Source organism: Streptomyces sp. NBC_01390 (assembly GCF_045040105.1).
In the GTDB taxonomy this organism is placed as follows: domain Bacteria; phylum Actinomycetota; class Actinomycetes; order Streptomycetales; family Streptomycetaceae; genus Streptomyces.
This window is the reverse complement of sequence record NZ_CP109551.1, coordinates 1,445,805-1,471,173: the sequence shown is the minus strand read 5'-3', so window position 1 is coordinate 1,471,173 and position 25,369 is coordinate 1,445,805. Positions and strand designations below refer to the sequence as shown.

General features: G+C 65.6%; 25 protein-coding genes and 1 pseudogene. 14 read left to right on the top strand and 12 right to left on the bottom strand.

Annotation, left to right across the window (positions count from 1 at the left end):
• Positions 1 to 52: 52 nt before the first annotated feature.
• Complete coding sequence (locus OG241_RS06335; RefSeq protein ID WP_405814177.1) at positions 53 to 247, bottom strand: hypothetical protein; 195 nt, start codon at positions 245 to 247, stop codon at positions 53 to 55.
• On the bottom strand, positions 237 to 662 hold the full coding sequence (locus tag OG241_RS06330; RefSeq protein WP_405814176.1) for a hypothetical protein: 426 nt from the start codon (positions 660 to 662) through the stop codon (positions 237 to 239). Before OG241_RS06330 ends, OG241_RS06335 begins: the two co-directional genes overlap by 11 nt.
• Positions 663 to 983: 321 nt before the next feature.
• Between OG241_RS06330 and OG241_RS06325 the strand changes: the two are divergent.
• The 5 genes and pseudogenes from OG241_RS06325 to OG241_RS06305 form a co-directional block, all read left to right on the top strand.
• A pseudogene (locus tag OG241_RS06325) lies at positions 984 to 1,331 on the top strand (helix-turn-helix domain-containing protein); the annotation flags it as partial.
• A gap of 147 nt (positions 1,332 to 1,478) precedes the next feature.
• A complete protein-coding gene (locus tag OG241_RS06320) occupies positions 1,479 to 2,495 on the top strand; it encodes an XRE family transcriptional regulator (protein WP_405826891.1) in 1,017 nt (338 codons plus the stop codon).
• 2 nt (positions 2,496 to 2,497) lie between these two features.
• The gene (locus OG241_RS06315) at positions 2,498 to 3,226 is read left to right on the top strand and encodes an HAD family hydrolase (RefSeq protein ID WP_405814174.1); all 729 of its coding nucleotides are present in this window, start codon (positions 2,498 to 2,500) and stop codon (positions 3,224 to 3,226) included.
• Between the two features lie 337 nt (positions 3,227 to 3,563).
• Positions 3,564 to 4,814: an XRE family transcriptional regulator gene (locus OG241_RS06310; RefSeq protein WP_405814173.1), complete on the top strand. Its 1,251-nt coding sequence runs from the start codon at positions 3,564 to 3,566 to the stop codon at positions 4,812 to 4,814.
• Positions 4,811 to 5,686, top strand: coding sequence for a phosphotransferase (locus OG241_RS06305; protein WP_405814172.1), 876 nt, complete (start codon positions 4,811 to 4,813; stop codon positions 5,684 to 5,686). The genes OG241_RS06310 and OG241_RS06305 overlap by 4 nt, the downstream gene beginning before the upstream one ends.
• Positions 5,687 to 5,714: 28 nt before the next feature.
• Here OG241_RS06305 and OG241_RS06300 read toward each other — a convergent pair whose 3' ends face one another.
• Positions 5,715 to 6,380: a YdcF family protein gene (locus tag OG241_RS06300; RefSeq protein WP_405814170.1), complete on the bottom strand. Its 666-nt coding sequence runs from the start codon at positions 6,378 to 6,380 to the stop codon at positions 5,715 to 5,717.
• Positions 6,381 to 6,541: 161 nt separating this feature from the next.
• On the opposite strand from OG241_RS06300, the gene OG241_RS06295 reads away from it, so the two are divergent.
• From OG241_RS06295 to OG241_RS06285, 3 genes are all read left to right on the top strand, one after another.
• Positions 6,542 to 7,753 (top strand): helix-turn-helix domain-containing protein, encoded by a 1,212-nt coding sequence (locus OG241_RS06295; protein WP_405814169.1) that lies wholly within the window; start codon positions 6,542 to 6,544, stop codon positions 7,751 to 7,753.
• Positions 7,754 to 7,864: 111 nt separating this feature from the next.
• Positions 7,865 to 8,323 (top strand): ATP-binding protein, encoded by a 459-nt coding sequence (locus OG241_RS06290; RefSeq protein ID WP_405814168.1) that lies wholly within the window; start codon positions 7,865 to 7,867, stop codon positions 8,321 to 8,323.
• Positions 8,313 to 8,894 carry a helix-turn-helix domain-containing protein gene (locus tag OG241_RS06285; protein WP_405814167.1) on the top strand — a complete coding sequence of 194 codons (582 nt, stop codon included), beginning with the start codon at positions 8,313 to 8,315 and terminating at the stop codon, positions 8,892 to 8,894. The genes OG241_RS06290 and OG241_RS06285 overlap by 11 nt, the downstream gene beginning before the upstream one ends.
• Before the next feature lie 189 nt (positions 8,895 to 9,083).
• Here OG241_RS06285 and add read toward each other — a convergent pair whose 3' ends face one another.
• The 7 genes from add to OG241_RS06250 all read right to left on the bottom strand — a co-directional run bounded on the left by add (position 9,084) and on the right by OG241_RS06250 (position 17,146).
• Complete coding sequence (gene add, locus OG241_RS06280; RefSeq protein ID WP_405814166.1) at positions 9,084 to 10,046, bottom strand: adenosine deaminase; 963 nt, start codon at positions 10,044 to 10,046, stop codon at positions 9,084 to 9,086.
• A gap of 305 nt (positions 10,047 to 10,351) precedes the next feature.
• Positions 10,352 to 10,816 (bottom strand): NUDIX pyrophosphatase, encoded by a 465-nt coding sequence (locus OG241_RS06275; RefSeq protein WP_405814165.1) that lies wholly within the window; start codon positions 10,814 to 10,816, stop codon positions 10,352 to 10,354.
• Between the two features lie 25 nt (positions 10,817 to 10,841).
• On the bottom strand, positions 10,842 to 12,116 hold the full coding sequence (locus OG241_RS06270) for a DegT/DnrJ/EryC1/StrS family aminotransferase (RefSeq protein ID WP_405814164.1): 1,275 nt from the start codon (positions 12,114 to 12,116) through the stop codon (positions 10,842 to 10,844).
• Complete coding sequence (locus OG241_RS06265) at positions 12,113 to 13,066, bottom strand: phosphotransferase (protein ID WP_405814162.1); 954 nt, start codon at positions 13,064 to 13,066, stop codon at positions 12,113 to 12,115. The genes OG241_RS06270 and OG241_RS06265 overlap by 4 nt, the downstream gene beginning before the upstream one ends.
• A gap of 8 nt (positions 13,067 to 13,074) precedes the next feature.
• Complete coding sequence (locus tag OG241_RS06260; RefSeq protein WP_405814161.1) at positions 13,075 to 14,769, bottom strand: carbamoyltransferase; 1,695 nt, start codon at positions 14,767 to 14,769, stop codon at positions 13,075 to 13,077.
• Between the two features lie 5 nt (positions 14,770 to 14,774).
• Positions 14,775 to 15,851 carry a hypothetical protein gene (locus OG241_RS06255; RefSeq protein ID WP_405814160.1) on the bottom strand — a complete coding sequence of 359 codons (1,077 nt, stop codon included), beginning with the start codon at positions 15,849 to 15,851 and terminating at the stop codon, positions 14,775 to 14,777.
• 5 nt (positions 15,852 to 15,856) lie between these two features.
• Complete coding sequence (locus OG241_RS06250; protein WP_405814159.1) at positions 15,857 to 17,146, bottom strand: SPASM domain-containing protein; 1,290 nt, start codon at positions 17,144 to 17,146, stop codon at positions 15,857 to 15,859.
• 699 nt (positions 17,147 to 17,845) lie between these two features.
• Here OG241_RS06250 and OG241_RS06245 point away from each other — a divergent pair.
• Genes OG241_RS06245 through OG241_RS06230 form a run of 4 tightly spaced genes read left to right on the top strand, consistent with a single transcriptional unit; the run spans position 17,846 to position 20,836 of the window.
• Positions 17,846 to 18,037: a hypothetical protein gene (locus OG241_RS06245; protein WP_405814158.1), complete on the top strand. Its 192-nt coding sequence runs from the start codon at positions 17,846 to 17,848 to the stop codon at positions 18,035 to 18,037.
• Positions 18,038 to 18,045: 8 nt separating this feature from the next.
• The gene (locus OG241_RS06240; RefSeq protein ID WP_405814157.1) at positions 18,046 to 19,236 is read left to right on the top strand and encodes a JmjC domain-containing protein; all 1,191 of its coding nucleotides are present in this window, start codon (positions 18,046 to 18,048) and stop codon (positions 19,234 to 19,236) included.
• Positions 19,170 to 20,003 carry an aldo/keto reductase gene (locus OG241_RS06235; RefSeq protein WP_405814156.1) on the top strand — a complete coding sequence of 278 codons (834 nt, stop codon included), beginning with the start codon at positions 19,170 to 19,172 and terminating at the stop codon, positions 20,001 to 20,003. The genes OG241_RS06240 and OG241_RS06235 overlap by 67 nt, the downstream gene beginning before the upstream one ends.
• Positions 20,003 to 20,836 carry an aminoglycoside phosphotransferase gene (locus OG241_RS06230; protein WP_405814155.1) on the top strand — a complete coding sequence of 278 codons (834 nt, stop codon included), beginning with the start codon at positions 20,003 to 20,005 and terminating at the stop codon, positions 20,834 to 20,836. Before OG241_RS06235 ends, OG241_RS06230 begins: the two co-directional genes overlap by 1 nt.
• A 158-nt stretch (positions 20,837 to 20,994) precedes the next feature.
• Here OG241_RS06230 and OG241_RS06225 read toward each other — a convergent pair whose 3' ends face one another.
• Complete coding sequence (locus OG241_RS06225) at positions 20,995 to 21,312, bottom strand: helix-turn-helix domain-containing protein (protein ID WP_405814154.1); 318 nt, start codon at positions 21,310 to 21,312, stop codon at positions 20,995 to 20,997.
• Between the two features lie 303 nt (positions 21,313 to 21,615).
• Positions 21,616 to 22,218: a DUF6415 family natural product biosynthesis protein gene (locus OG241_RS06220; protein WP_405814153.1), complete on the bottom strand. Its 603-nt coding sequence runs from the start codon at positions 22,216 to 22,218 to the stop codon at positions 21,616 to 21,618.
• Between the two features lie 1,009 nt (positions 22,219 to 23,227).
• Between OG241_RS06220 and OG241_RS06215 the strand changes: the two genes are divergently transcribed.
• Together OG241_RS06215 and OG241_RS06210 are read left to right on the top strand one after the other, a co-directional pair.
• Entirely contained in the window at positions 23,228 to 24,622 is a 1,395-nt protein-coding gene (locus OG241_RS06215) for a B12-binding domain-containing radical SAM protein (RefSeq protein ID WP_405814152.1), read from the top strand.
• A 205-nt stretch (positions 24,623 to 24,827) separates the two neighbouring features.
• A complete protein-coding gene (locus OG241_RS06210; RefSeq protein ID WP_199791709.1) occupies positions 24,828 to 25,355 on the top strand; it encodes a ribonucleoside-diphosphate reductase in 528 nt (175 codons plus the stop codon).
• Positions 25,356 to 25,369 lie beyond the last annotated feature (14 nt).

The following is a 25,369-nucleotide window of genomic DNA, read 5'->3' as shown; positions in this document are numbered from 1 at the left end:
AGGAGGGGAGATGAAGCGGCGGGGCCTGCTCGCCTATGTGTCCGGTGCAGGTCTAGAAGCTGAGCTTGCCGATCATTCCGGCCAGGCTCGTCACGGCATCGCTGATCGTCGGGGCGACCGAGGAACTGGCGAGGTAGAAGCCGAGGAGGACGCACACGATCGCGTGTCCCGCCTTCAGGCCGCCCTTCTTGATGAGCAGGAACGTGATGATCGCCAGGAGGACGACGGCGGAGACGCTAACTGCCATGGCGCACACCCCAGTTACGTGCGCCGGCGGAACGGGTCATGGAGAGCCGGTGGAAGAGGGCGTCGCTGTCGGTGGACCCGTGGTTCATGTCGGCGGGAAGCAGCCAGACCCCCGCACAACGGGAGTACCGCGAGCGCTGCTTGTCGGTCGAGCACTCCCACGCACCGGGACGGCAGAGGGTCTGGGGAGCGTGCCACCGGTACGCCGTGTCCGCCTCCACCGGGATATGGACGAGGGAGTGCACCAGACAGCAGAGGACAGGGCCGGTACGAAGCCCCTGTTCACGTACGCCCTCAACCGCTCGCAGCCCCACCCGCAGCCCCGCCTGCACGACGTCGACAGCGCCGAGCGGCGGAAGCGGACGCGCCGCGAATTGAATCCTCCACGACAGCTCAGTCTGTGCAGGGGACAGCAACGGTGGCTCCGGAGAGAGAGGTTGGCGACGCGACCACGACCTGTCATACCGCAGCGCGGCAGACGGAGTCGGCCACTGGGGCAGGGGTGGATCAGGGGCGACTTCCACTCGCCCTCGGGAGGCAATCACCGGGATCTCCTGTACGTCCGGACGCACTGATTCAGTTGCCGGCCCACGCGACGGCTGTCACAAGGACGTTGACTGATGCCCAAGACTGTTCACCGAAAGGCGATTACGCACATTCCGCAGGTGATATCACTAAGGTGATTCCGGTTGAGAAAGAGCTGGCAGGCCGCACGCGAGTCCTCAGAGGAGGAGAGAGTGCTTCAGCAGGCACAGCGATGCTGTGATCGGTGCGGCTGCTCCCTGAACCGGTACAACAAGGACACGCTTTGCGCCGTCTGCGCCCGTTCGCAGATACGGGAGAAGCACTCCCCTTCCGTCCCCGAACATGTCTGGGCTGACCCGGAACTCCAAAGCGTGCTCTCGGCTTGGGACTTCGGCCGCGCCAGCCGTCTGATCCGCCTCCGCAGCGGCCTACGCCAGGACGACATGGCCCGGCTCACCGGTCTGAGTCAATCGTTCCTGTCGATGCTGGAGTCAGGCGCCCGCCGCCTCACCAACATCGACAAAATCGTTGAATACCTGACGGGCTTGGGTGTACCTGGCAACTTGGTTGCCCTGCCTCTTCCGGGTTCTTCCACTCCGGCGTCGAAGGAACCGCCGGCCTCGTTCGCCGGGGACGCAGACCCGACCCTGCCGTGGACAACGGCTCGTATGGTGGCAGCACTTGGTACAGCGGTAGGAGGCAGCGAGATGGACCGCCGACGATTCCTCACTGCCAGTGGCGTCGCGCTCACCTCATTCGTCAACGGGTGGGACGCCGCCGATGCAGAGCCCCTCCACCATGCGGTGGGGGGAAGCCGTCTCACCAACGACTTGCTGGACGGCCTCCAGCACACCACCGACAGCCTGCGGACCATGGACGCGTCCGACGGCAGCGGCACCCTGGCAAGTCTCGGAAACCGCCACCTCCAGTTCCTCAAGCACCTCCTGGAGGAAACCTCGTACGACGAGGCGACAGGACGACGGCTGGCGGCGATCACCGCCGACACCGCCACCCAGACAGGATGGTTCGTCTTCGACGCCGGCGACCGCGAACGTCCCCTCGCATACCTGTACGCAGCGCTCCGCGCCGCGAAGGCGTCGCAGGACCTGCGGCTCGGCGCTGGCGCTCTGTCTTACATCGCCATCCACGGGTACTCCACGGGAGCCCCTCACCATGCTGTCGCCGCAGCACAACGAGCCCGCGCCAGGATCAAGAAGCTCGGCACTCCCGCGCTCGAAGCAATGCTCCTGACCCGGCAGGCCCGCGGGCACGCGAAACTCGGAGAGCGCCAGGCGGCACTTGCCGCGCTGGGGAAGGCTGCTGAACTCTGCGCCCAGGGCCGCTCGGAGCACGACCCGCACTGGCTCTACTGGATCAACGAGGGCGAGATCCACGGGCAGGCCGGCAGTTGCTATCTCGACCTCGGTGACCCCAGCAGCGCCGTCGTCAGTTTCGCGAAGGCCCGGGAGGCGCTCAACCCTACGGACCATCGCACCAGAGGGCTGTTCCTCTCCCGCGCCGCAACCGCCCACATCGAGCAGGGCGACCTCGAAGTCGGCTGTGCCACGGCCCACGAGGTTCTCGACCTCGCCGAGAAGCTTCAGTCGGCACGGTTCGACAGCCACGTCACAAGCATGATCCAACAGCTCCGCCCCGTCGCCCACAGCCCGTACGCTCACGACGTACTGGCGCGACGCGCCGCCGTGACGGCAACAGGGAGCTGAACTTGACCGACGCCAGGCAGATCCTCGTGCTGTGGGACATCGACCGCACCCTGCTGTACGTCGGTGACATCGACCGGCAGGTATACCGCGAGACCTTCGCCGAGATCGTCGGCCGCCCCGCAGAACGCCTTCCGGCCCGCGGCACCGGCGTCACCATGCCCCTCGCCATTCGATCCCTGCTCCTGGACAACGGCGTCCCCGAAGCAGACGTCCCCGGCCTGCTGCCGCGCATGGTCGAACTCCTGCCGCAGCGACTCGCCGCGCACGCCGACGACCTTCGCGAGCAAGGCATACTCCTGCCTGGCGCCGTGGCCGCACTCAAGGCGGTGCACGCACAACCGGGCTACGTTCCGACCGTCGCCACGGGAAACCTCAAGCCCAACGCACTGCTGAAGCTCGAAACGTTCCACCTCGACGAGTTCCTGGACACCGAGGTCGGCGGATACTCCTCGGACAACGACCACCGCCCAGCTCTCGTCGCCGTCGCACAGAAAAGAGCCCGAGCCAAGTACGGGACCGTGTTCACCCGCTCCAACACAGTCATCATCGGAGACTCCCTCGAAGACGTCCGTACCGGGCTTGAAGGCGGCGCTCCTGTGATCGGAGTCGCGTCCGGCAAGACCACTGCCGACGAACTCTCCATGGCCGGCGCCGACATAGTCCTCGACAGTCTCGAAGGCGCTCCGCGGCTCCTGGACGCGATCGCTACAACGACCCGCAAACACACCTGACGATGGCTGCTCAGGAGAAGCCCCCAGCTGCCCGGATTACATGAGTGATGCCAGCACGCGCGTACCCCGCTTACGCTGTCGAGCGCAGACAGGAAACGGGGGTGTGATGCCAAGGCACACTCGCGTATGCGTTGACTGCAGATGCCTCTTAAGCCAGTACAACGACCAAGACCGGTGCGCTACATGCGCACGCAACCGATGTCTCGACGCCCGCCTTCAACACCGCGTTCCGGACACCGTCTGGCATGATCCCGAAGTCCAAGCTGCCCTCGCTGCCTGGGACTTCGGGCGGGCGAGCCGTCTCATCCGCGAGCGGGCGAAACTCCGCCAGGAGGACATGGCCCACCTGACGGGGCTTAGCCAGGGTTTCCTGTCCATGCTCGAAGCGGGAACCCGTCGGCTGACGAACCTCGACAAGGTCGCAAGGTTTCTCAACGGCATCGAGACACCCGACGCACTGCTCCCCCCGCCGTTCCGCGAGCATCATGCCGCAGCCCTCACACCCCTGCCCTTGCCGCGTTCAGGACCGCTAACCGTCGATCTCCAAGTATCGACCGGCGAGCAGGCAACGGACCTCTACCAGCTCGCGACGCAAGCTGCGGCCCAGTCGCTGCGGTTCGCGGAAGCGGTCACACACAGCAATGTGAGCGACGTCGAGCTTGAGGTGCTGGAGTCCACGATCACGCGGATCGCGACGGACTACGTCCACGCTCCGCTATACCCACTCTTCCACGACCTGCTGTCGACGAGAAACCAACTCTTCTCGCTGCTGAGCGGCCACCAACCGCCGGGTCAAACTCGCGAGTTGTACCTCCTCGCCGGCACGAGCTGCCTGCTTCTCGCCCACGCGTCACAGAATCTCGGCGACCAGGACTCCGCTGTCGCCCAACTCCAGACGGCCGGAACCCTCGCCGAGCACGCTGACCACGACGATCTCCGGGCATGGGTCAAGGGCACAGCCGCACTGATCGCGGAATGGTCGACCCACCGGCACACAGCCCTTGAGTACACGCAACAGGCGATCCGGTTCGCCCCCGTCGGTGAGACCCGGGTCAGAATCGCGGCGATCGGGGCCAGGGCCGCGGCACGCGTCGGAGACCGGAACACGGCCCTGACAGCGCTCAAGGAACTTGAGCAGGCCCGCGAACAGCGAACAGACCCCAACGGGCTCACCAGGTTCGGAGGGTTGCTCTCTTTCCCGGAAGCCAAGCAGGAGTACTACATCGGCGGAACGTACGCCCTTCTCGGCGAACACGAGAGGGCCGAGCAGCACGCCGCCGCCGCGATCGATCTGTACGAGATGGGCCCGAAGGAGCAGCGGTCGTACGGCGACGAAGCCCTGGCACGCCTTGACATCGTCACGGCGCGCATCGCCACTGGGGAGATCGAGGGAGCCGGCGAGCAGCTCCAGCCCATCCTGGAGCTGCCGGTGGAGCGCCGTATCCGACAGCTCGGCGACTCGGTGCAGGGAGTGGCTAGGCTTCTCGAAGAACCGCAGTTCGCCCGCAACCGAACCGCCCGCGAACTTGCGGACGCGACCCGCGGCTACCAGGTGATCGACACGAGAGCGAAGGCCCTCACCTCATGACAAAGACGGTCTCTCCCGAGTCCGCCGCCCTCAAAGCCTGCCGAGCGGCGGGGCTGGCAGACCGTTCCCTCACCCAACTTCACCACCACGCCACTTCTGTGTTCCTTCTTGCCGCAGAAGGCGTTGTCGTACGTGTCAGTCCAATCTCGCAGCAGCGGCGCCTCGAAACCGCCGTGTCACTGGCACGTTGGCTCGTCGCGAACGACTTCCCCGCGACAGAGCCTGCGAACGTCCCCCAGCCGGTGGCGTACGGCCCGTACGTTGTCACCTTCTGGCAGCACTACCCGCAGCCTGACCACGGCGCGCCACCGGCTGGGCGCTTGGGTGATCTCCTACGGGCCCTGCACGACCTGCCGCCCCCGCCCCTGGCACTGCCGACGTATCGACCGCTTACGTCGTTCAAGAATGCCGTGGACCACAGTACGTACCTGGCACCGGGACAGCGAGAGTGGCTGACGGCCAGGAGGAAGGAACTCCTGGCCGTTTACGGGAAGCTCGACTTCCCCTTGGGCCACGGCCATATCCACGGTGACGCATATCCAGGTAACACCCTCTGGGACGGTCAGGGCGTCAGACTTGGCGACTGGGACGAAGCAGCATTCGGCCCACGCGAGATCGACCTGGCAAATACGTTCCAAGGGGTCCGCTTCGGGCGTAGCGCCGGAGAACTGGACAACTTCAGTGAGCAGTACGGCCAGGACATCCGACAGTGGTCCGGCCTTTCGGTTGTCTGCGAAATCCGAGACCTTCACACACTTGGATCCTTCGTTCGGCGTGCGGATCGAGGAGATACTGCCGCAGCCCAGCAGTTGTCGTATCGCATAGAGACTCTCAGGAACATGGACGCCCAAGCCCGATGGGGCGCCGCCTGAAAGAGCACAGACCGGGATGGACCGAAGCTCAGGCCCGTTCCACGTCTTCCGGTACGAGTCGGCTCGTGAACCCGTCGCTACGCAACCGTTCGAAAGCCGCCGCCACGTCGTCGGGAATCTCCTGCGCGATCATGAACCCTTGCCGCGGGTACACCATGAGCCGCTGCTGGGCCCCCACCAGCATGTCGATGACCAGGCGGGCATCCTGGATCGAATCGACGTATTCGGAGAGTGTCATGGGCGTGGAGGCGCTCACCCACTCGACGTCCGGCCAGAGCTTTCGCGCCGTCGCATAGGCTCGCCGCTCCTCGTACGGCTTGCTGACCAGCAGGACCGACGAGACAGGAACGCGCTGCTCTTCCAGAAGAGCGCGGGAGAAGCGGATGTTCTCGCCCGTGTTCCGGGCTTTCGGCTCGACGATGATGGCGCTCTCAGGGACCCCCAGCGCCACCGCACGGTCCCGATAGTGTTCCGCCTCACCGCGGGGCATCCGTTCACGCGTTGTACGACTGGTCGCTCCGGTGAAGACGACGAGCGGCGCCACGCCACGGTGGTAGAGGTCTGCGGTGGTATCCGCCACCCCCAGGTCGTGGCTGCCGAGTCCGATAGCCACGGAGCAAGGACGCAGCTCGTGACCCATCTGCTGGAAGTCCCACAGCCGCCGAGCATCCGCCCATGCCTGCGTTGAGATCACTTGCTCTCGTCCTCCATGTTCGCCGAGGACAGCTCCCCGCCGTTGCCCTCCGATGGGGTCAGCCTACGTTCCAGATCACGGACGCCCTCAGACGATGGTTCTCCTGCCCCGCACACTCACGCCGTGTGACACTCGATCGACCAGGCTGAGGGGGTGTGCCAATGCGGGGAATGACAGACCATCTGCCGTTCGGCAAACGAGTCCGGTTCTACCGGAAACGCCGGGGCCTTAGTCAGCGCCAACTCGGCGAACTTCTTGGCCGTTCCGAGGACTGGGTGTACCGGGTCGAGTCCGAACGCATACCGGTGAACAACGTGAAGATGCTCGCGGACCTGGCACACGCTCTGCGAGTACATGTTGAGGACCTTCAGGGCACGCCGACGCTCTTGGACGACCACGGTCGTCACACGGCCAGCATCCCGGCGATCCGTACCGCGCTCATGCAGTCGCGACGGCTGGCGGGCTCGCTGTACGACGGCCGTGAAACCGTGCGCCTCGAACGTCTCTCCTTCGCAGTCGACGAAGCCTGGAGGCTCTATCAGAACTGCCAGTTCGCGCGCCTTGGAGAGTGCCTGCCTGGGCTACTCGCGGACGCCCGGCTGGCGACACAGGAACGCACAGGTGGCGCCGAACACGTCGAGGCACTCCGGTTGTTCGCACTGACCTGCCACGTGGCAGCGGTACTTCTACGAAAGTTGGGCGAGACTAACCTGGCCTGGACGGCTGTGGACCAGGGCGACATGGCGGCCTCGCAGTCCGAGGACCCCGCCACGATGCTCGCTCTGCGCCGAGGTGTCGCGCACGTCCAACTCGGCGCCGGCATGCCGGCGGAGGCGGTGAACGTCACCCTTGACGCGGCGGACGACCTCGCACCCGGTTGGTGGCGCTCCACGCCGGCTTCTCTCTCCCTGTACGGGACCCTGTTCCTCAACGGGGCCGTGGCAGCGGCCCGGATGCGGAACCGGGCGCTGGCCGATCACATGATGGGTAAGGCCCAAGAGGCAGCGCACCTGCTCGGTGGCGACTCCAACGCGATGTGGACATCCTTCGGTCCCGGCAACGTAGAGATCCACCGGCTGGCGCTCGCCCTGGAATTCGAGGACGTTCAACTGGCCGTGGACGTAGCGCCGCGAGTCAGAGCGGCAGGATTGCCGGTAGAGCGACGGGGGCGGGCGCGACTGGATGTTGCCCGTGCCTATGCTGAGGCCGGGCGGACAGATGAGTCGATAGACCATCTCAAGCGTGCCTACCGAACCGCTCCGGAGCAGATCAAGGCACATGAGTTCGCTCGGGACCTAGCGCGTCGGCTCCACAAGCGCTCCCGCCGTCAAGATGTCCAGGACCTGGCCATGCGGCTCGGCGCCATCAAGTAGAGCCTGCTGTAGAGAGGTTCGTTGGCGGACCCGGAAAATTCCTCCGGGTCCGCCTCCCCATCGGCTCCTACGGTCGTTGCGACCAAGCCACTTGCACGGGGAGACATCGGAGTGCCTGTGACCTATCGGCCGGATGATGGCATCGGTCCCGAGAGCGGCAGTGCGGTGGTGCTCCGCTGGAGTTGTCATCCGCGCTGCGTCGGCCTTGCGCGTCGTGAACTCCGTAAGGCGCTTGGTGATTGGGGCCTCTCAAGCATTGAAGACTTAGCTGTCCTCGTTCTCTCGGAGCTCTTAACCGACGCGGTACGCTACGGTAATGTGCGGCCGGGTGCGGAGATCGAGACGCGGTATCTGCGAGTACGACGTGGTCTGCGAATCGAAGTGTCGGACACGGTCCACGAATTCCGCCAATTGATGGCAAGTTCCTCGGAGCCAGATAGAGATCCCCGGCTGAGGATCGTAGACGCACTGGCCGACCGGTGGAAGATGAACGACTATTTCGGGCTTGGTACATCGGCATGGGCAGAACTCGACTTCCCGTCACAGACCGGTGCCCCCGATGTCGACTGATGCCCGCCATGGCTTTCCGCTCGCCTTAGCAGTTGACGAGGACACCCGCAGGATCCCTACACGCGCAGGCGTAGCGACGGTTGAGACGGGGACCCGGGAACGCAGTCCCTCGCCCTCGTCTGAGACGGATGCTGCTGAGCGGCGTGGACGCCAGTGTCGATGGTGTCGACGCCCCCTGAGCCGATACAACAGTGAACCGTACTGCAGCGCTTGTTCGCGACACGTACCTTCCGCCTCTTCGCCGCCCCAGGTGGTGGCAGAGGTTTGGAAGCGAGTAGACGTCCGGGAAGCTCTCTGGGCTCGTGACTTTGGCCGAGTATGCCACCTTGTACGAATCGGAAGCTCGCTACGCCAGAGTGATATGGCGGAACTCACGGGTCTGAGTCAAGCTTTCCTGTCCATGTTGGAGTCAGGGGTGCGAAGGCTCACCAACATCGACAAGATCGTCGAACTGCTTGCGGGACTCAATACTCCGGCGGAACTCATCGGTCCCATGCTCCAACCGCCGACAGCGGAAGGCCGTCCCTGTATCCCGTCACGCACAGGGAGGAAAGAGGGATGGCCGGCGTGACCCTCGGCCCCGCATACCACTCCAGCCGCATCGAGAGGCCGCTGTTCGCGTAGCAGCGAATGGGGGCCTTTGGGCCAATTCCGGGGCCCGAACCGTCGGGAGACCCGCGCAGTTGGCTAGCGCGCCACCCCTAGGATTCGGAGAGATCGTCGCAGATAGCTGATAGCCCGTCCGCCGGATCGCATTGCCTTACGATTCTCCGAGCCAGGCGTCGATGCCGTGCAAGGCCCGTGTGAGGATGTGGTCGGGTGCCCCGGACGACTGGATCGACGTGCGGGCCAGAGCGGCCAATTGCGAATCCACCAGCTCCAGTTGTGAACGAGCGAGGCGATACTCCGCAAGGAGGCTGGTCCCAAGGAGCAGCGGATCATCGGACCCCAGGGAGCAGCGCACTCCGGACTCCAGGATGCGCGGGAGCGGGTGCTCTTTGGTGTCCCTCACGACTCCCAGCGCACGATTGGACGTCAGGCATATGTCCAAGGTGATCTGTGCGTCGGCGAGGTGCTCCAGAAGCATCTGGTCCTCAATGGCCCGGATCCCATGGCCGATTCTGTCAGGGACCAGCGCGTCGAGCGCGTTGCGCAGAGTCGCTCCGCCCACGAGTTCTCCTGAGTGGGGCGCGATGATGACGCCTGCGTCCCGGGCGATCGTGAAAGCGTCCTTGAAGGCTTCTGCAGAGCCAGCCGTCTCGTCTCCGGCGAGTCCGAAGGTCACCACGCCACGGCCGGCGTACGCGGCGGCCAGTCGTGCAAGGTCTGTGGCGTGGCGTGGGTCGCGGTTGCGGCTGGCACTGAGAGTGAGTCCGAAGCCGACGCCGAGGGGCTCTCCTGCGGCGAGCCCGGTCTCCAGGACGAGGTCGAGCACTTCGTCGACTGAGCCGAGTGCGGGGGCATATGTAGCCGGGTTGAAGTGCGGCTCGATCCATACGGTCCCCGAGACCGCCGCGTCCTCGACGACCTCGCGTACGAGTCGACGAAGGTCGGCTCTCGTGCGAATCATCTTGACGACCGCCCGGTAGCAGTGCTGGAACTGGTCGAAGGAGCTGTAGTTGGCGACCTGCGGAGTCGGCTCTCCGTGGGCGTCTGACAGGTCCGCGAGGGTCTCGGGTCGCATGGCGCCCTCAAGATGAAGGTGGAGATCGGCCTTGGGCAACCGTGCCAGGCAACGGTCGCCCTCGGGGATATTCCGAGGTACTGAGGGACTCTGGTGGATGGCTTGTCCTCGTGGGGAGCGCGGGCGGTGGCCGGTCATAGGCGCTCTATGTTCTTGCCGCTCAGGCAGGCCCGACAGTCCAGGGCGTAGAACCCGTGCCACTCAACGAGCCGGAAGTCGTCGGTATCGAACCCGATGAACCGGTGGCCGACCTGTGCTGCCTGGATGGCCAGCGGAAGACCCACATAGCCCTGGCCGAGTATGACCGTGCGGCGAGGTTGGGGGCTTGCGCCAACCACCGGCGATCACTCGGTCGGCAGAGGCAGGTCGCCGGCCAGTAGACGTTCGTGAAGTTCGCCGAGAGCTGTGCGATTGCTGTCGAACCGCAGTGCATCGAGGGCCGCTTTGTAGTCCAGCCACTGGACATCGGTGTGCTCGTGGGAGATCTTGATCTCCACGTCGGTCAGGTCGGTGGCGAACGAGTGCTCTGGTACGACGTAGGTTCCGGCAGGCCAGCTGCCGCGATCAGCGAAGAACCGGGCCGGGATGCTGGCCCTGGTCTGTAGTGGGTACAGCGGGACCGGCCGGTCGAGGCCGAGTTCTTCACGGGCCTCGCGTACGGCGGCCTGTTGCGGAGTTTCGCCGGCCTCGCCGCCACCAGCCACGGCCTGCCAGACGTTCATGTCCTCGCGTCGCAGCACAGCGAATTCGACGTGGTCGCCAACTCGGCGGAATGGAACGACAAGGACTTGAAAGGGGGCTCGGGGCATCGTGGCTCCTTGACTAGTGATGTGATCAGATGTGGATCCGGCTGAGCTGACGCTGCTCGCGGCGCAGATGGTGACGATTCTCGTGGATCTTTTCTACTGCGCGTACGACATCGGCGAGTTCCGCCGATTCGTTGAGCAGCAACCCTGATCCAGCTGCCTGCCCGAGAAGTACCAGCCTGGCGCAGGCCGCCCGAGCCTGCGCGGCCGAGGCTGTCCGTGAGCTGGAGTAGTCACGGCTGGTGGCGTTGGCGTAGATCGGTTCATCAGGGCAGGCGACGAGGTCGCGGAGTGAGACAGGTATGCCCTCTGCCCGCAGCGCGGCGCGGAAGACGCTGACCGAGGGGCCACTGGTGCCTTCACCGCCGAATGTCTCGCTGTCGAAGGTGAAAGCGAAGGAGAACCGGCCGTGCGCGGTCACCCGCGGGTCGAGATCAGTGGGCATGGGTACGGGGCTCAAGCCAGGCAGGTTGGCCAGCTTCGAAGCCAGATATGCCGCACCTGTGGCCTTCGCGGCCAGGTGATCATTCAGACGTGCCAGCTGGGCACGCAGGATGGCGGATTGGAATTCACTGAGGCGCAAGTTCCAGCCGAGTTCGGGGTGGTCGCCGGCGACCCCGAGAGGTCGGCCGTGATCGCGTAGGGAGGCGATACGTGCGGCGAGTTCGTCATCGTGGGTGACGATTGCCCCACCTTCACCAGCGGTGATGTTCTTGGTGCTGGCGAAGCTGAACACCCCGATCGCACCCAAGGATCCTGTCTGGCAACCGTTGTAGGCCGCTCCGAGAGACTGGGCACAGTCCTCAATGATCGGAATGCCGTACCTGTCGGCGACGGCGCTCAGGCTATCCATGTCGGCAGGGTGCCCGCCCAGGTGAACGGCGATGACGGCCTTCGTCTTCTCGCTGATTGCGGCCTTCATCGATGAGCCGGTGATCGTGTGGGTGGCGGAATCGATGTCGGCGAAGACCGGTACGCCGCTGAGCAGGGAGACCGCCGTTGCCGTCGCCACGTACGTCATGGCGGGGACGACGACCTCGTCACCCGGTCGGATACCCAGGGCCCTCAGAGCGATCATCAAACCGGCGGTACCGCTGGAAACCACGGCCGCATGGGGCACCTGGAGGTATGCGGCAAGCTGGGTTTCGAAAGATTCTCCTTGTGATCCGCTGTGGACGCCGCCCCAACGGCGGCTGTTGAGGACATCGGCCAGCACGTCGACTTCCGTCTGATCGAACTGCGGCCACGTCTGGAAGGGGCGTGTGCGCAGGGGCGGTCCGCCGAGGAGCGCGAGAGCGGTCATGGCTGTACCTCCTCCGCGACCCTGCGCAGAAGGTCGCGATGCTCGATGATCCAGGTCAACTGCCGGTGGCGGGCTTCGGCGAAGGCGTGCATGCCGCGGACCTCACCCTCAGGCGTGGTGAAGGTCCGGGTCTCGGCCGCCTGCACGGTGATGTACAGGTCGACCATGAGTGCGCGGTCCGCCGCGGAGATCGGCGTGATGGCGTGATAGGCACTCAGATAGGACCGGAATGTCACCTCCAACAGATGGGCGGGCAACTCAGGGCCGATGGAGGCGACGTAGCCGCGGACGACTTCGTACGGCCGCGGGAAACGTGAGACCTGGTCGAAGTCGATGAACAGGTGCCGGCCCGCGGTACACGTGGTGGTGAGCAGATTGTCCGGACGCGCGTCGCCGTGGATCCAGCTGTGGTGCGTGGTCGCCACTGTCTGTGATCCGAGCCCGTAATCTGCAAGGATGCGCAGGCGCCACTCAATAACCTCACGGCAGACTTTGTCCTGTGTCCGCTGCAGAACCCGCTCCAGGCCCAGCGCGGGAGGGTCGGACAGCTCAAGGAAGTCCGTGCAGCGACCGCCGGGACGGAAACCTTCGAGTCGGGCGTGGAGCGCGGCGAGCGCGACAGCGAAGTCGGTGGGTTCGGGCGGACTCGCTGGATCGATGTACTCGGTAATCATGTAGGTGGCATCGTTGATCTTGGTTGTCAACTGGCCGTTCAGCGTCAGCCGTACGGGCGGGGCCAGTCCGGCGATCGCCGCGAACTGGTGTGCCTCCGCCGCGAGTCGAGTGCGCGCAGCGTCGAATCGTCCGCCGAACCGTTTGACAGCCAGTCGCCCTTGGCCGGTCGGGACTACGACGGTGCTTCCGACGTGCCCACCCGGCAGGGGCCGTGCCGCTCGGCGCGCCTGTAGTCCGTATTGGCGCAAGCACGCGGACAACTCCTCCGCATCCATGATCGTAGTCACTTGGTGAGCACTCGATTCCCCAGGACGAGCAGGTCAAGGCCCGAGGAGTAGAAAGTGCGGATGGCATCTTGGGGGGCACACACGATCGGTTCCTCGGCGAGGTTGAACGAGGTGTTGAGGACCGCACCGACGCCCGTGAGATCGCGGAATCTACTGATCAGCTGGTGGAAGAGCGGGTTGGTGTCCGCAGTCACAGTCTGCGGCCGTGCGGTGCCGTCGACGTGGACCGCGGCTGGAATGAGATTCTGTGCTTCGGGCTGTACAGACAGCGTTCGCTCCATGAACGGAACCGCTGGTTCCGAGCCGAAGTAGGCGGCGAAGTCCTCGGCGAGCACGGCCGGCGCGAACGGCCGCCACGGTTCGCGGAACTTGACCGCGTTGTTCACCTGGTCCCGCATGCGCGCGTTCCGAGGGTCAGCGAGGATTGATCGGTTACCCAGCGCACGTTGACCGAATTCCATACGGCCTTGGAACCAGCCGACAATCTTCCCCTCTGCCAGCGCGTGGGCCGCAGCGGCGGCCGGATCTTCCACTGCCGGCGCCCGCAGCTTGGCGCGCGACAGCACCTCGTCGATCGATGCTTGATCGAAGGAGGGACCGTAATAGTTGTGGATCATCGCCGAACCGCGATCCGCGCCGAGCAGGGCGCAGTGCGTGTAGAGCGCAGCTCCGATCGACGTACCGCTGTCGTCCGGGCAACTTGAGATGAAGATCTCATCGAAGGGAGTCGAAGACGTGATCTTCCCGTTGAAGACGGAGTTCATGAAGCTCCCTCCGCCCAAGACGGCTCTCCTCACCCCGGTCTGCCGGTGCAGGTTCGTGAGCAAGTACCGCAGTGCGTCCTCGAGCACACGCTGCACAGCCGCTGCCACGTCATGATGCCGACTGGTGATCGCCTCACCCGGCTGCCGTGCCGGACCGAACCGGTCGATGAACGCATCACTGACCGCGCCACGCGAGGGGCGAAGGTAGTAGCCGAAGTAATTGAGGTCGATGCGGACGGTGCCGTCCTTGAGGTCTACGAGATCACGGAGCGACTTGTAGGCGCCGGAGTCGGGATCCCCGTAGGCGGCCAGTCCCATGACCTTCCACTCGTCGCGGTCAATCCGGAAACCTAGGTACTGGGTGACAGCGCCGTACAGCAGCCCCACCGAGTGGGGGTAAGGAATAGTGTCGACCGTGGTGAAGGTGGTCCCGTTCCCGATCGCGCTCAGCGCGGTGCAGTCCTCACCTCGCCCGTCGACTGTCAGGATCGCGGCAGACTCGAAGGGGGAGAGGAAGAAGGCGTTCGCCGCGTGGGCGTCGTGGTGGTAGACGTAGTCGATCTGTAGGGGCTTGTCCGCAGTCTGGAGGACTTGGGCTGCATGCCCCTGATATGGCCCATCCACCAGGGTGGCGAGATTGTTCGGAATCGAGTAAAGGCCCTCTGGGTGCCAGCGGGCACGTCCGGCGTAGCGGCCGTCGGGCACGCTCAGATCGATCGCCGGGTTCGTACTGACCGCGACCCGGTCGACTCCGCGCAGACCATCGGGGACAGATGACAGGCAATAGTCGATGGCGCGGGCGGGGAAGGCCCGAGTGTGCTTGCTCCGGATGAATCGCTCTTCGGCCGCAGCGGCCACGACCTGGCCGTCCTCGATCAGCGCGGCGGAGGAAATGTGCAGATCACTGGCGATACCGAGGATGCGCATCTCTCTCACTCTCCTATCGGCGTGCGGCACATGAGATCTTCGATTAGTCGGACGGTCAGCGGGCCCGCGGCGGGCGGTTGGATCAGGCGGTATGCGGGAACTCGCGGAATCCGCAGCGCGGTCCGGATCGCCGGGTCGGCAACGACAGCCTGTTCGGGGAAGACCGCGGCAGGGTCGCGCAGCAGGTGTCGAGCCCAAAGCGCATGGCACTCAGCATCGTTGAGCCTCTGCAGGCGCGGTGTGGCCACTTGCGGATCAAGGTGTGGCTCGATGGCCATGCCAAGACGGCAGCGGGGAATCACCTTGCTGCCGGCGGCTGCGGTCAGTTCCTGCGGCCGGACCTGGAGACGGGTTTCCTGGTCGCTCCGGGCGTCGATGTCACCGAACCGCTGCGACCATCTGCGCTCTAGGAACGCTCGCAGGGGGCCTTCTGTAAGCGCGAGCACACTGCCCGCACGGATCCCGACCTGTATGGGGAAGCCAAGCGCCACGATGGGGTCGGAGTCCGTGCCGGGCGCCAGGGCGATCTTGTCGTTGCCGAGCAGTGCCGCCTCTGGGTGGTCCAGGGCATGTAGAAGAGTTGTTGTCTTGCCGGCCGTACGAACTCCGATCAACGCCACGCCTGTTCCCCGCAGCGCGAAGCAAGCCGCATGGAAGAACGAGTAGCGCATAGCTAGCAGTTCCCGCAGAACGAGCGCGCGCAGGATCCGTACCACCAGCAGCACGGACTGGTCCGAACCGGCCGGCGGGACGAGATGGACCGCTCGGCGCCGGTCATCCACCAGGCAGATCGTTTCCGAAGTCGAAGGGAGAACGACTCGCCGCAGCGGTGGAGCGAGCCGCGCGTGATGGACCGAGCGCCACAGGTTCGGAGGCAGATCATGGACGAAGAGCCGCGCCTGGGCCGGTGACTGAAGACTTCCGAAGTAGCCCTCCGTGTACCAGGTGACGTAGTCGACGATCGCCGATGGCGCGTTGATCTGAACGACGGCATCCGGAACACCGAGGTGTTCCCGTCGCCACCCTGTGGCGCCATTGTCCGCCCAGGTGTCGAGTTCGGCGCTCGACAAACTGCCCCGCACGGAGGTCACTCCTCGATCGCGTAAGCGCCGCCCTCAACGAGGTTGGCGACGTGTTCCTCCAGTCGATCGATGCCGCTGGCCGTGACGACGCTCTTGGCCTCTGCCAGGAGTCGGTTGGACCGGTTCTTGAACGGGTCACATACCTTCGGGCAGATCACGGGAAGCCTGCCGCGCAGTTGCCGACGCAGCTCGCCCTCCCAGACGGCGGCGAACGACTGGTCCAGCGCGCTGCCGTAGCTGAATCCACCGGGGCGCGGGTGGTAGTTGCACGGGTACAGACAACCGTCTGAGCCCACGGCGGCCATCAAGTCGGTGATCGAGCAGGTCGAACACGACCGGGCCATCTCGCCTGTCTGGCCGACCCGGTGAATCTCGAGCAGCCGGAAGCTGTCGGTCTCCAACTCCGCACGGATCCGCCCGATCAACTGGGCCGCGTGACGTGCCTGGTCAGCGCTCAGAGGGCGCTGCCCGGAATTGTCCTGCTTCAAGCGCAAGCTGTCTGCACCTGCCGCACGGATGAGTTCAGCGGCCATATAGACCTCGTGGAAGTTCTCCGGATACATGACGAAGGAGGTGTTGATCTCCACGTCGGATCCTGTTTCAGCTCGCCGCTGGACAAGCCGCGCTAGGTTTGCGAGGGCTCGCTCGAACATGGCCTTGCCGGCCGAACGGCCGCCGTACTTCAGCTGGGCGTAGGTCTCCGGTGTTCCCGCGTCGATACTGATGTGCACGTACCCGGCTGGAAGCAAAGCCTCGATGCACATGTCGTCCATCAGCACCGCGTTGGTGAAGATCCCATAGCGGATGCCGCGCTCGGCCAGGAGACCGAATGCTGGTATCAGGGCCTTGCGGGCGATGAGCGGTTCGCCGATCAACCCGGAGAACGACACGGCCTCCACCTTGAAGACTCCCGAGCAGTCCTCGCCGCTCTTCCGGTAGGGCGCCTCGACCTCGTAGTCGGCGATGTCGCCTATGAGCTTGAGCATGTTCGCCGGAGTCGTCAGATGGTCCGGAAGCCGATCCACAGCGTCCTTGGCCGCGTCGAGCATGACCAGTTGCTCGCGCTGTTCATCCCATAATTCAAGAGGGACATGGTCTCCGATGCACCAAGCACATCGCAGGTTGCACCCGCTGGAGGGGTGGATGAGGACCTCGTACGGCGGCACGACCGCACCCTGCGACACCGCCGCGAAACGCGCCCAGTGCCGTCGGAGCACGTCGAGCTCGTTGAAGCGGCCGGGTAGATCATTGCGAACGTACGGGGCGAGAGGATTTGTCTCCAGAGCACTTGCCATGCGTAAACCCCTGACCGTTGTGGGCTGCTTGCTGGCGGATGATCGCAGTGGTGTCAGAGCAGGCTGGTGAGCCACGACAAGCTACCGGTCTGCTGACGGCCGCGCATATCACCGGGGAAATATGGCTCGCGGGGACGGCGCCATCCCGTCGGTGATCCGCGCGCTCAACCCACGGTTGTCAACTGGGGCTCCAAGACGGCGAGGATCTCTAACGCAGTCGCCCGAACTCAAGGGTGTCCAAGGCATCTAGGGACCGGAGGCGTAGCCGTGCGCCCTGCCGCCCGGTCTAGGCCCTGGGTCTCCGCGTTCCGAGGTCGACGCGCCAACGAGTCTTGGGGCGCTGCTGGCAGGACAGATGACGTTTCTCCCAGATCACGGGAGAGATATCACGACCGTGATGTGTGAAATTCTCCCACTGGAAGCAGGGTTGAGCCGGGAAGGCCAGCAGCCCACAAGCAGTTGGCTCTCGTCCCGAAGCACGTCGTTCCAATGCCACGCGTCGGCCAGTACCGCCCGACAGAGGCGCACTGCGCCGCCGACGAGCACCGCCCTTAAGTACCAGTCGATGCGCCTTGGACACGGGGCGGTTTCTGGCGTCTACCGCCAGTTTGCATAACCACTCAGCGGCTGCGTCCCTCTGTAGCCGCAGGATCCCCAGGCCACTCGCTTGCCGAGAGGTCCCGATGAGAGGAGTGCCGAGTGACCACGACCGCGAAGAGCATGAAGGCCAAGAAGGAGGGCGGCGGGACCAGTGTCGGTCTGCTGGTCGCCGTCGAGCAGCTCGCCGTGGCCCACGATCGCAGCGAGGCGGAGCGGTCCGACATCACCAGCTCGCAGAACAGCGCGGGCGATGACGGCGACAACCGCGACCTGAACCTTCCCAAGGAGTAGGAGAAACCATGGAGCACCGGCTCGTCACAGGTATCGAGAAGGCGCTCGGCTGGGGCGGGCCGGGGCCCGTGGGCACCGCGTTCGCTCGCGGGCACCTCGCCGACCCGGACCTCATCACCCGGCTGATGACCCCGAACCGGCTGCTGGAAACCATCCGGCACCGCCAACTCGCCAACCCCCAACTGCGCTGCTACGCAGAGGGAGACGAGGTACACCCCTCACTCTTCCTGTCTACGAACGTCAACCGGCGTAGGCAGGCCGTCAGCCAGGCCGACATGGCGGCCATCGGCCGGATCCTCAACGGCGGCGGAACCGTGGTCCTGGACCACGTCGACTCCTTCGACCCGACCCTGGAAGTCGCCTGCCGCGCGCTGGGCTGGTGGTCAGGCGAGCTCACCTCCGCCAACGCCTACCTGGCCGTCGGCGACACAGACGGCTTCAACCTTCATTGGGACGACCACGACGTGATCGCCGTCCAGCTCTCCGGCGAGAAGTCTTGGGAGGTCCGAGGACCCTCCCGCCCAGCACCGATGTACCGCGACGCTGAACGCAACCTCACTCCGTCGGAGGAGGTGCTCTGGAAGGGCACCATGCAGGCCGGCGACGTCATGCACATACCCCGCGGCTTCTGGCACACCGCAACGAGGATCGGCTCCGGCGGTGACGGCCACTCCCTCCACGTGACCTTCGGACTCACCAAGCGCACCGGGGTGACCTGGGCCAACTTCCTGTCCGACGCCGCACGCGCCGACGAGGACTTCCGTACGGACCTGGAGCGCAGCCAAGACACCGTCGACGGCAACGTGCTCGCCACGAAGCTGACCGCCCTCGCCCGCGAGTACGACCCCAAGCGATACCTCACGGAACTGCGCGCGAACACGCCGCCCGCTCGGCACATGCCCCACATCCCGGTGTTCGGCCCGCTCCAGTACACCGCGGCTGTCACCGAGTTCGAACCCGTCATTACACCTTCTGGTGACACGGTCCAGGTGGTGGGCGGCGGCAAGCGCCTCACCTTCCACAGCCGCGCCGAACCCGCCCTCCGCAGCCTCCTGTCCGGGCACCCAGTGCGCCTCACCGACGACGACCAAGACCTCACCACGCTCGCCGAGCACCTGATCCAGGAGGGGCTGTGCGCACCGCTGACCGCCGAATCGCTCTCGGCCTACACCGAACTCGTCACACCCGACACCTTCTAGAGGGCGCCCTGGAGCAGGGTGTCACTGACCTCGACACCGCGTTCAACTACCACCACTTCACCTCCCACCGGACCCTCGCGGCGATCGCTGACGACCTGCTCGCCGCCTTCACCATCTCCACGAAGGTCGGCTACTTCCCCGACGGCCACGACCTCGCCCCGGCGCGGCTTCGCGCTGCCGTCGAGCAGTCGGCCCAGGAACTCGGCCGTACGCCGGACACGGTGCTTCTGCACAACCCCGAGTCCTCGGTCGCCGGCTTCGCCGACGCGTGCGCCGCACTTCTGGAGATGCGCGAGGCGGGTCTCTGCAAGAGCTGGGGGCTCTCCAGCTGGGACCCTCGGTCTCTTGTCGATGCCGGCTGGGAGATTCCACGCCCGGACGTAGCGATGGTCCGCGCCGGCCTCACCGTCTCCGCCGGGATCCTCAACGCGGTGGACGAACTCGTCGACCGCGCAGGGATCACAGAGCTGTGGGGAATGGCTCCCTTCGCGGGAAACGCGGACGACCCGATCTGGCAGACCGTGGACACCTCCACGTTTCTCGTCCCGGGCCAACAATGCAGCACGCTTCAGGCAGGCGTCGCCGCAGCGTTCGCGATACCCGAAGTCACCCGTCTCGCGGTCGGCACCTCCCACGTCGATCACCTCGCCGAAGCTGTCGGTGGCTTGCGACTTGAGGTCAACACCGAGACGGTGACGGTGTATCGGGCGCTGCTGCGCGAGAGGGCTACCGTGAGCGCAGGAGCCCAGTCCAGGAAGGACCAATAGTGCAAGCCACCTTGGATGACCTCTCGACCGTTCCGCTCGACGACGTCCTCGACGACATCGAGCGCCGGCTCGGACGGCAGCTCAAGCGCGAGGACGGCCACTTCAGCAAGTACAACGGCACCGCCGGATTCCGAACCGCCGAAGCCACATGGGTCCGGCTCGCCTGGCGACGTACAGAGAAGATCGACACCCAAGTCTGGACCGGCTTCGAGGCCGCAGCTGCCATCCAGGGCGTGCCTCGCCCCGAATGGTCGGCAGCAGCCGTCTGGACAGACCAGGCACGCGGCGTGGTCTGGCGGGCGGACGAGATGACACTCGTGGAAGACGGAGCCCTTTCCACCATGGGCGACATCACGTCGGACCCTGGCCTGCCCGAGCAGTGGTGGATCGACCTGCGAACCGCGCTCATCAACCTCTCGGAGCACTCCACGGACCGCGTGTCCATGGGCCAGGCCCACCTGACCCGGCGAATCCACGAGGTCTACGGAGAGGACATCGACACCACGATCACTGACTGGGCCTGCGCCCACGGCGATCTTGGATACGCCAACCTCTGCGGCCCCGGCCTGTCGATCATCGACTGGGAGAGCTGGGGCATGGGCCCGGTCGGATGGGATGCGGCCTGTCTGTGGTCCGCCTCCCTGACCGTGCCGGCGCTCGCAGACCGAGTACAGACCCTGCTCTCCGACGTCCTGTCGACTCGCAGCGGCGTGCTGTCCCGCCTGCTGTTGTGCGCCAACGTCGAGCGCGCCTTCCGACGGACGGGCAGGAAAGCGCCATTGACCGACACCATGGCCGAAGTCGCTGCTTCCCTGCTTTGCGAACTGCGCTAGAGAGAGCGCCCCGGACTACAGACCCTGTCGGCGGAAAACGTTCCTCGTCTCGCCGGTGGTGGTTGTCGCCATGCTGTATCGGTGCAGTAGGAGCGCCTTCCTCGGCAACCGTCCTTGACGCCCGCGCACTGTTCGTGGCGAGCATCGGCGCTCCCTATTCATGCCGGCCATCTGCTGACTGCGGAGGATGGCGGACTCTCGGTTGAGGCAGCGTCGGTGTCGCTGACCAGCATTATTCCCCTGAGATCTGCCGGTACTCCAAGGCCGTCAACGAGTTGGATGATTTTGTCGATGTTCGTGAGCCTGCGTGCGCCCGATTCCAGCATCGATAAGAATGCCTGACTCAGACCCGTCAGCGAGGCGACGTCTTCTTGGCGGAGGGAGACGCGTTCGCGAACGAGTCGGCACAGCCTGCCGAAGTCCCGGACCGCCAGCGCCTGTTGGAGGTCCTCGTCGGCCCACACCGTATCGGGCACGTGCACGCCTCGACTGATCTGCCGTGGGATACCTCGTGCACAACTTCCGCATCGGAGTTCGTTGTTGTACCGGCTCAGGGGGCATCCGCATCGGGCGCAGCGTCGCGCGAGCCTGACCACTGCGGCTGGCGTGACATTGTGGAATGACGACATGCTTTCTCCTGGTCGGCACGCGTCCCACGCCCCCAGACCATCGGCGGTCGTTGCATCAGCTGACGCCTGGCCGTCTCGCATGCGGCGATACACCTCCCGCCTCAGTGAGGCACTGAGCGAGGCTCGCCCCAGCCGTGCTGACAGCCCGCATCATCGTGGACAGCACTGATTCCGCCAGGGTGCCCCCGCCTTGAGCCCCTCTCCCGGAGCGACGTCGCGGGCCTCCTGCGAGCGCTCGATCGCCTCACCGCATGCGGACCACCCGCGACTCCCGGCGGAGAGCGATTCCCAATGAATCGAAACGTAGGGGATGAGCGTCGTGACGTAGCCGCTGAGCGCTTGTGTGACCGCTGCGAGGGTGTGCGGATGCGGGTACACCCCCGCCTGTTCCCAGGACTTCGCCGCACGAATGGCTTCGCGGATACGCGTCGAATCGAGCCAGGCGCACACCGTCCTGCCCCAGCCGTCGACCACGTCGGCAGAGGCGTCGACAGCAGGAAGGACGGCGAACAGCTCCCGCCCGGCCTCGGACATCCGCTGGTGCAGGGACACCGCGCGCACGGCGTCGCCGGGAATCTCCTCGTCGAGAAGGGCACGCACGCCTGCGACCAGTTGATCCTCTTCCCGAGGAGGCTCGTCGGCATCGACAGGAACGACTGCTCCGAGCAGTCGCATCAAGTGGCCGCGCATGAGCAGCAGTTGAACGTGTCGCTCGTCCGGGTCTTCGCTGACGGAGGCAGCCTCGGCGAACACCAGTCTGGTCCTTTCACGGTAAAGGGGGTCCTGCACCGCCAGAGGCGACGGTCCGGGTGCGAGGGTCGACACAACAGTCCTCAGGTCACGGCCCAGTTCCCTCAACGAGCCCTCCAACCAGGACACTCCGTCCACCTGCCCACCGCCGACGGTGGGAGCCGAGGTCGTGGTGCGAGGCATACGGGCAACTCCACTAGTGAGATCCGAAGTTGGCGACCGGGATGTCACCTCGGCGGCCCCCCAAGAGGAGCCGCCGAGGCATTTCGAGCCGCCACTCGCCGACAAGGGCGGTTCGTTCAGGGAAAACACGGTGCGGCGAGCTACACGGGCATCGTTCAGGGAGCGCAGAGACACCGGTACCGCCCCGTAGGACCTGGCCAGGACGTCCTGGGACGTCCCGCTGGCCGGATCGAGATGGGAGCCGAACGTTCCAACGGCGCAGTGCTGTTGAGGCTGGCTTGCCCAGTCGAGCTCGCTAGAGGAATCCGGCGCCGCGGCGGTGCGCGGAGCGGACGGGTTTGACGTCCCGGCGAGCGCGGCCGGACATCGGGGCGTGGGTACGCCGACATCTTGGTCATGGGGCAGCACGAGGATCCGGCCCTGCTCAGTGACGGTGCCGGTGATGCGGGGGAGCGTCTGTGTCCTCATGGCCAACAGTTCCGAATCTCACGGGTCGGGGCGGCGTAGTGGTACGGCAGCGAGTACGTGCTTCATGTGTGGCCGCCGGTATCAGCGTTTCGCCTGGCGTGTGGCGTCGGTACGCCATTCGTCTGCCACTTCACTGCCATTTGCGTCGATCCACGGTTGCTTTACGGCTATATGGAATGGATTGAGCAGCCTGAAGGGCGTGGTGCAGGAGAGCGCGACTCGGGCTCGTACTGCGGTCCGGCGGGGAAGTGGCAGTGGAGTGGCAGGCCCGTGGCGTACCGATGCCATCGCGGCGAGCCGAGGCTGGTTACGGCCGCTGTCGAGCGGCGACTGACATCTACGGCCTGGGAGTGTGACTTTCGTGGGGAAGATCGTCTTGTTCGCCGGTGTGGACCCGCTTGCCACCGGCGAGTCCGACTACCCCTGGCACCCGCTGTCCGTGCTGACGGTCGGCACCGCCTTGCGGGCTGCCGGGCACGAACCGGTAATCATCGACTGCCAGATCGAACCGGACTGGCGCAAGAAGCTGTCGGACGAGGCCAAGGACGCCCTGTACGTCGGGGTTTCGTGCATGACGGGTCCCAGCATCGGCAACGTGCTGGACGCGATCGGCGCGGTGCGCGAGCACGCGCCGGGCGTACCTGTGGTGTGGGGCGGCTACCACGCCTCGCTCGCCTACCGGGGGATCCTGCGGGAGCGGTGGGTGGACGTGGTCGTCCTGGGACCGGGCGAAGCCGCGGCCGTGGCCCTGGCCGAGCTGGCCGAGCGGAAAGGCGGCCTGGCTGACACCGCTTCGCTCGCGGCCATCCCGAACCTGGCCTACCGGGACGGGAGGCGCGAGATCTCGCTGCGCGGCGCGGTGGCGGACCGGATTCTGGAGACCCCGTACGGCGCCCTGGTGGACATGAACACGGTTCCGCCCCTGGACTACACCCTCATCCCGGTGACCGCGTACTACACCGACAGGGTCCGGGATCTGAGCTACCTAACGTCCTGGGGCTGCCCGCATCCCTGCGGGTTCTGCAGCGAGCCCAAGACCAGCCTGCGCCGCTGGAAGGGGCTGCCGCCGAAGCGAGTCGTCGACGAGGTCGAGGAGCTGTGGAAAACCTACGCGCCGGACCAGATCAGCCTGATGGACCCGAACTTCTCCACGAACACCCAGCGGGTGATCGGCATCGTCGAGGAGATGGAGCGCCGCGGTCTGTGCATCCAGTTGCGGGCCAACATGAGGGCCAAGGACATCGTGAACCTCGCGGGGCACATCGACCTCGAACGGCTCCGGAAGGTCGGCTTCAGCGCGATCTTCGTCGGCTGCGAATCGGGCTCCGACCGAATGCTGGAGTTGATGACGAAGAACGCGACGGTCCAGCACACGATCGACGGCTGCCGGATTCTGTCGGCAGCCGGCATCGTCCAGCTCACCAGCTGGATCCACGACCTTCCGCACGAGACCGACGAAGACAGCGACCTCACCTTCCGTCTCGTCCAGGACCTGGCCCTGCTCCCGTACAACGAGCAGAAGCATCACTTCTTCACGCCGTTCCCGGCCACCGACATGTACGACGCGCTCTTCGGCGCCAGCGAGGACGACGGACGCAGCCAGCGCGACTGGGCGCGCAGCGACACCTACTCCGGAAGCGCGATCTGGTCCGGCCGGCCCGACTTCCGCCGCCGGGTACTGGGGCGGCTCCTGGAGCTCAGGGAACAGCACCCGGACGTCCTCGTCAGGACGCTTCCACGGCTCGTGGACGCCTGAGCACCACAACCACCGAACGACCGGGCTGGGGGCGTGTGTTCGGCGCGCCGCGATTGGTGCCGACCGCTCCTCACCTCTACGGTAGGAATCCCACATCTTGTGGTCACCGAACGCAAGATGCCCATAGGTTGTGGGCGTCAGACCTGTTATGCCCATTTCGACCACCCAGAGGACACATTCGATGGCGGACCGAACCGTTGACGGCATGGCGCGTAAGCACAGGGGCGGGGAGCACCCCCTCGTCCAGGTGCCCCCGCGGTCCCCGAGGCGTCTGAAGTCGACGACCCGGTCGTTCAACGTCGGCGAGGGGAAGGGCTACCTCACGGTCGCCTGCACCGAGGACGGTCGCCCTGCTGCGGTCACGATCTTCATGGCCAAGCAGGGCTCGACCATGGCGGGGCTGATGGACGGCTTCAGTACGACCATCACCCAGGGGTTGCGGCACCAGGTCCCGCTGGAGGTGTTCGTCCGCGAGTACGTCAGCATGCGCTTCGAGCCCGCGGGCATGACCAATGACCCTGAGATCAAGCAGGCCACCTCCGTACTGGATTACGTCGGTCGGCGCTTGGCGCTCGACTTCCTGCCGTACGACACTCGGGTGGAGTTCGGCGTGTTGACGGCCGACGAGCGCGCGGCCAAGGAGCTCCAGGACAACGTGGGCGACGCGGCCTGGGCCGACATGATCGGCCTGGCGATGTCCGCGCCCACCGTCACGAGCCCTCGCCAAGGCTGAGGACCACGACACGA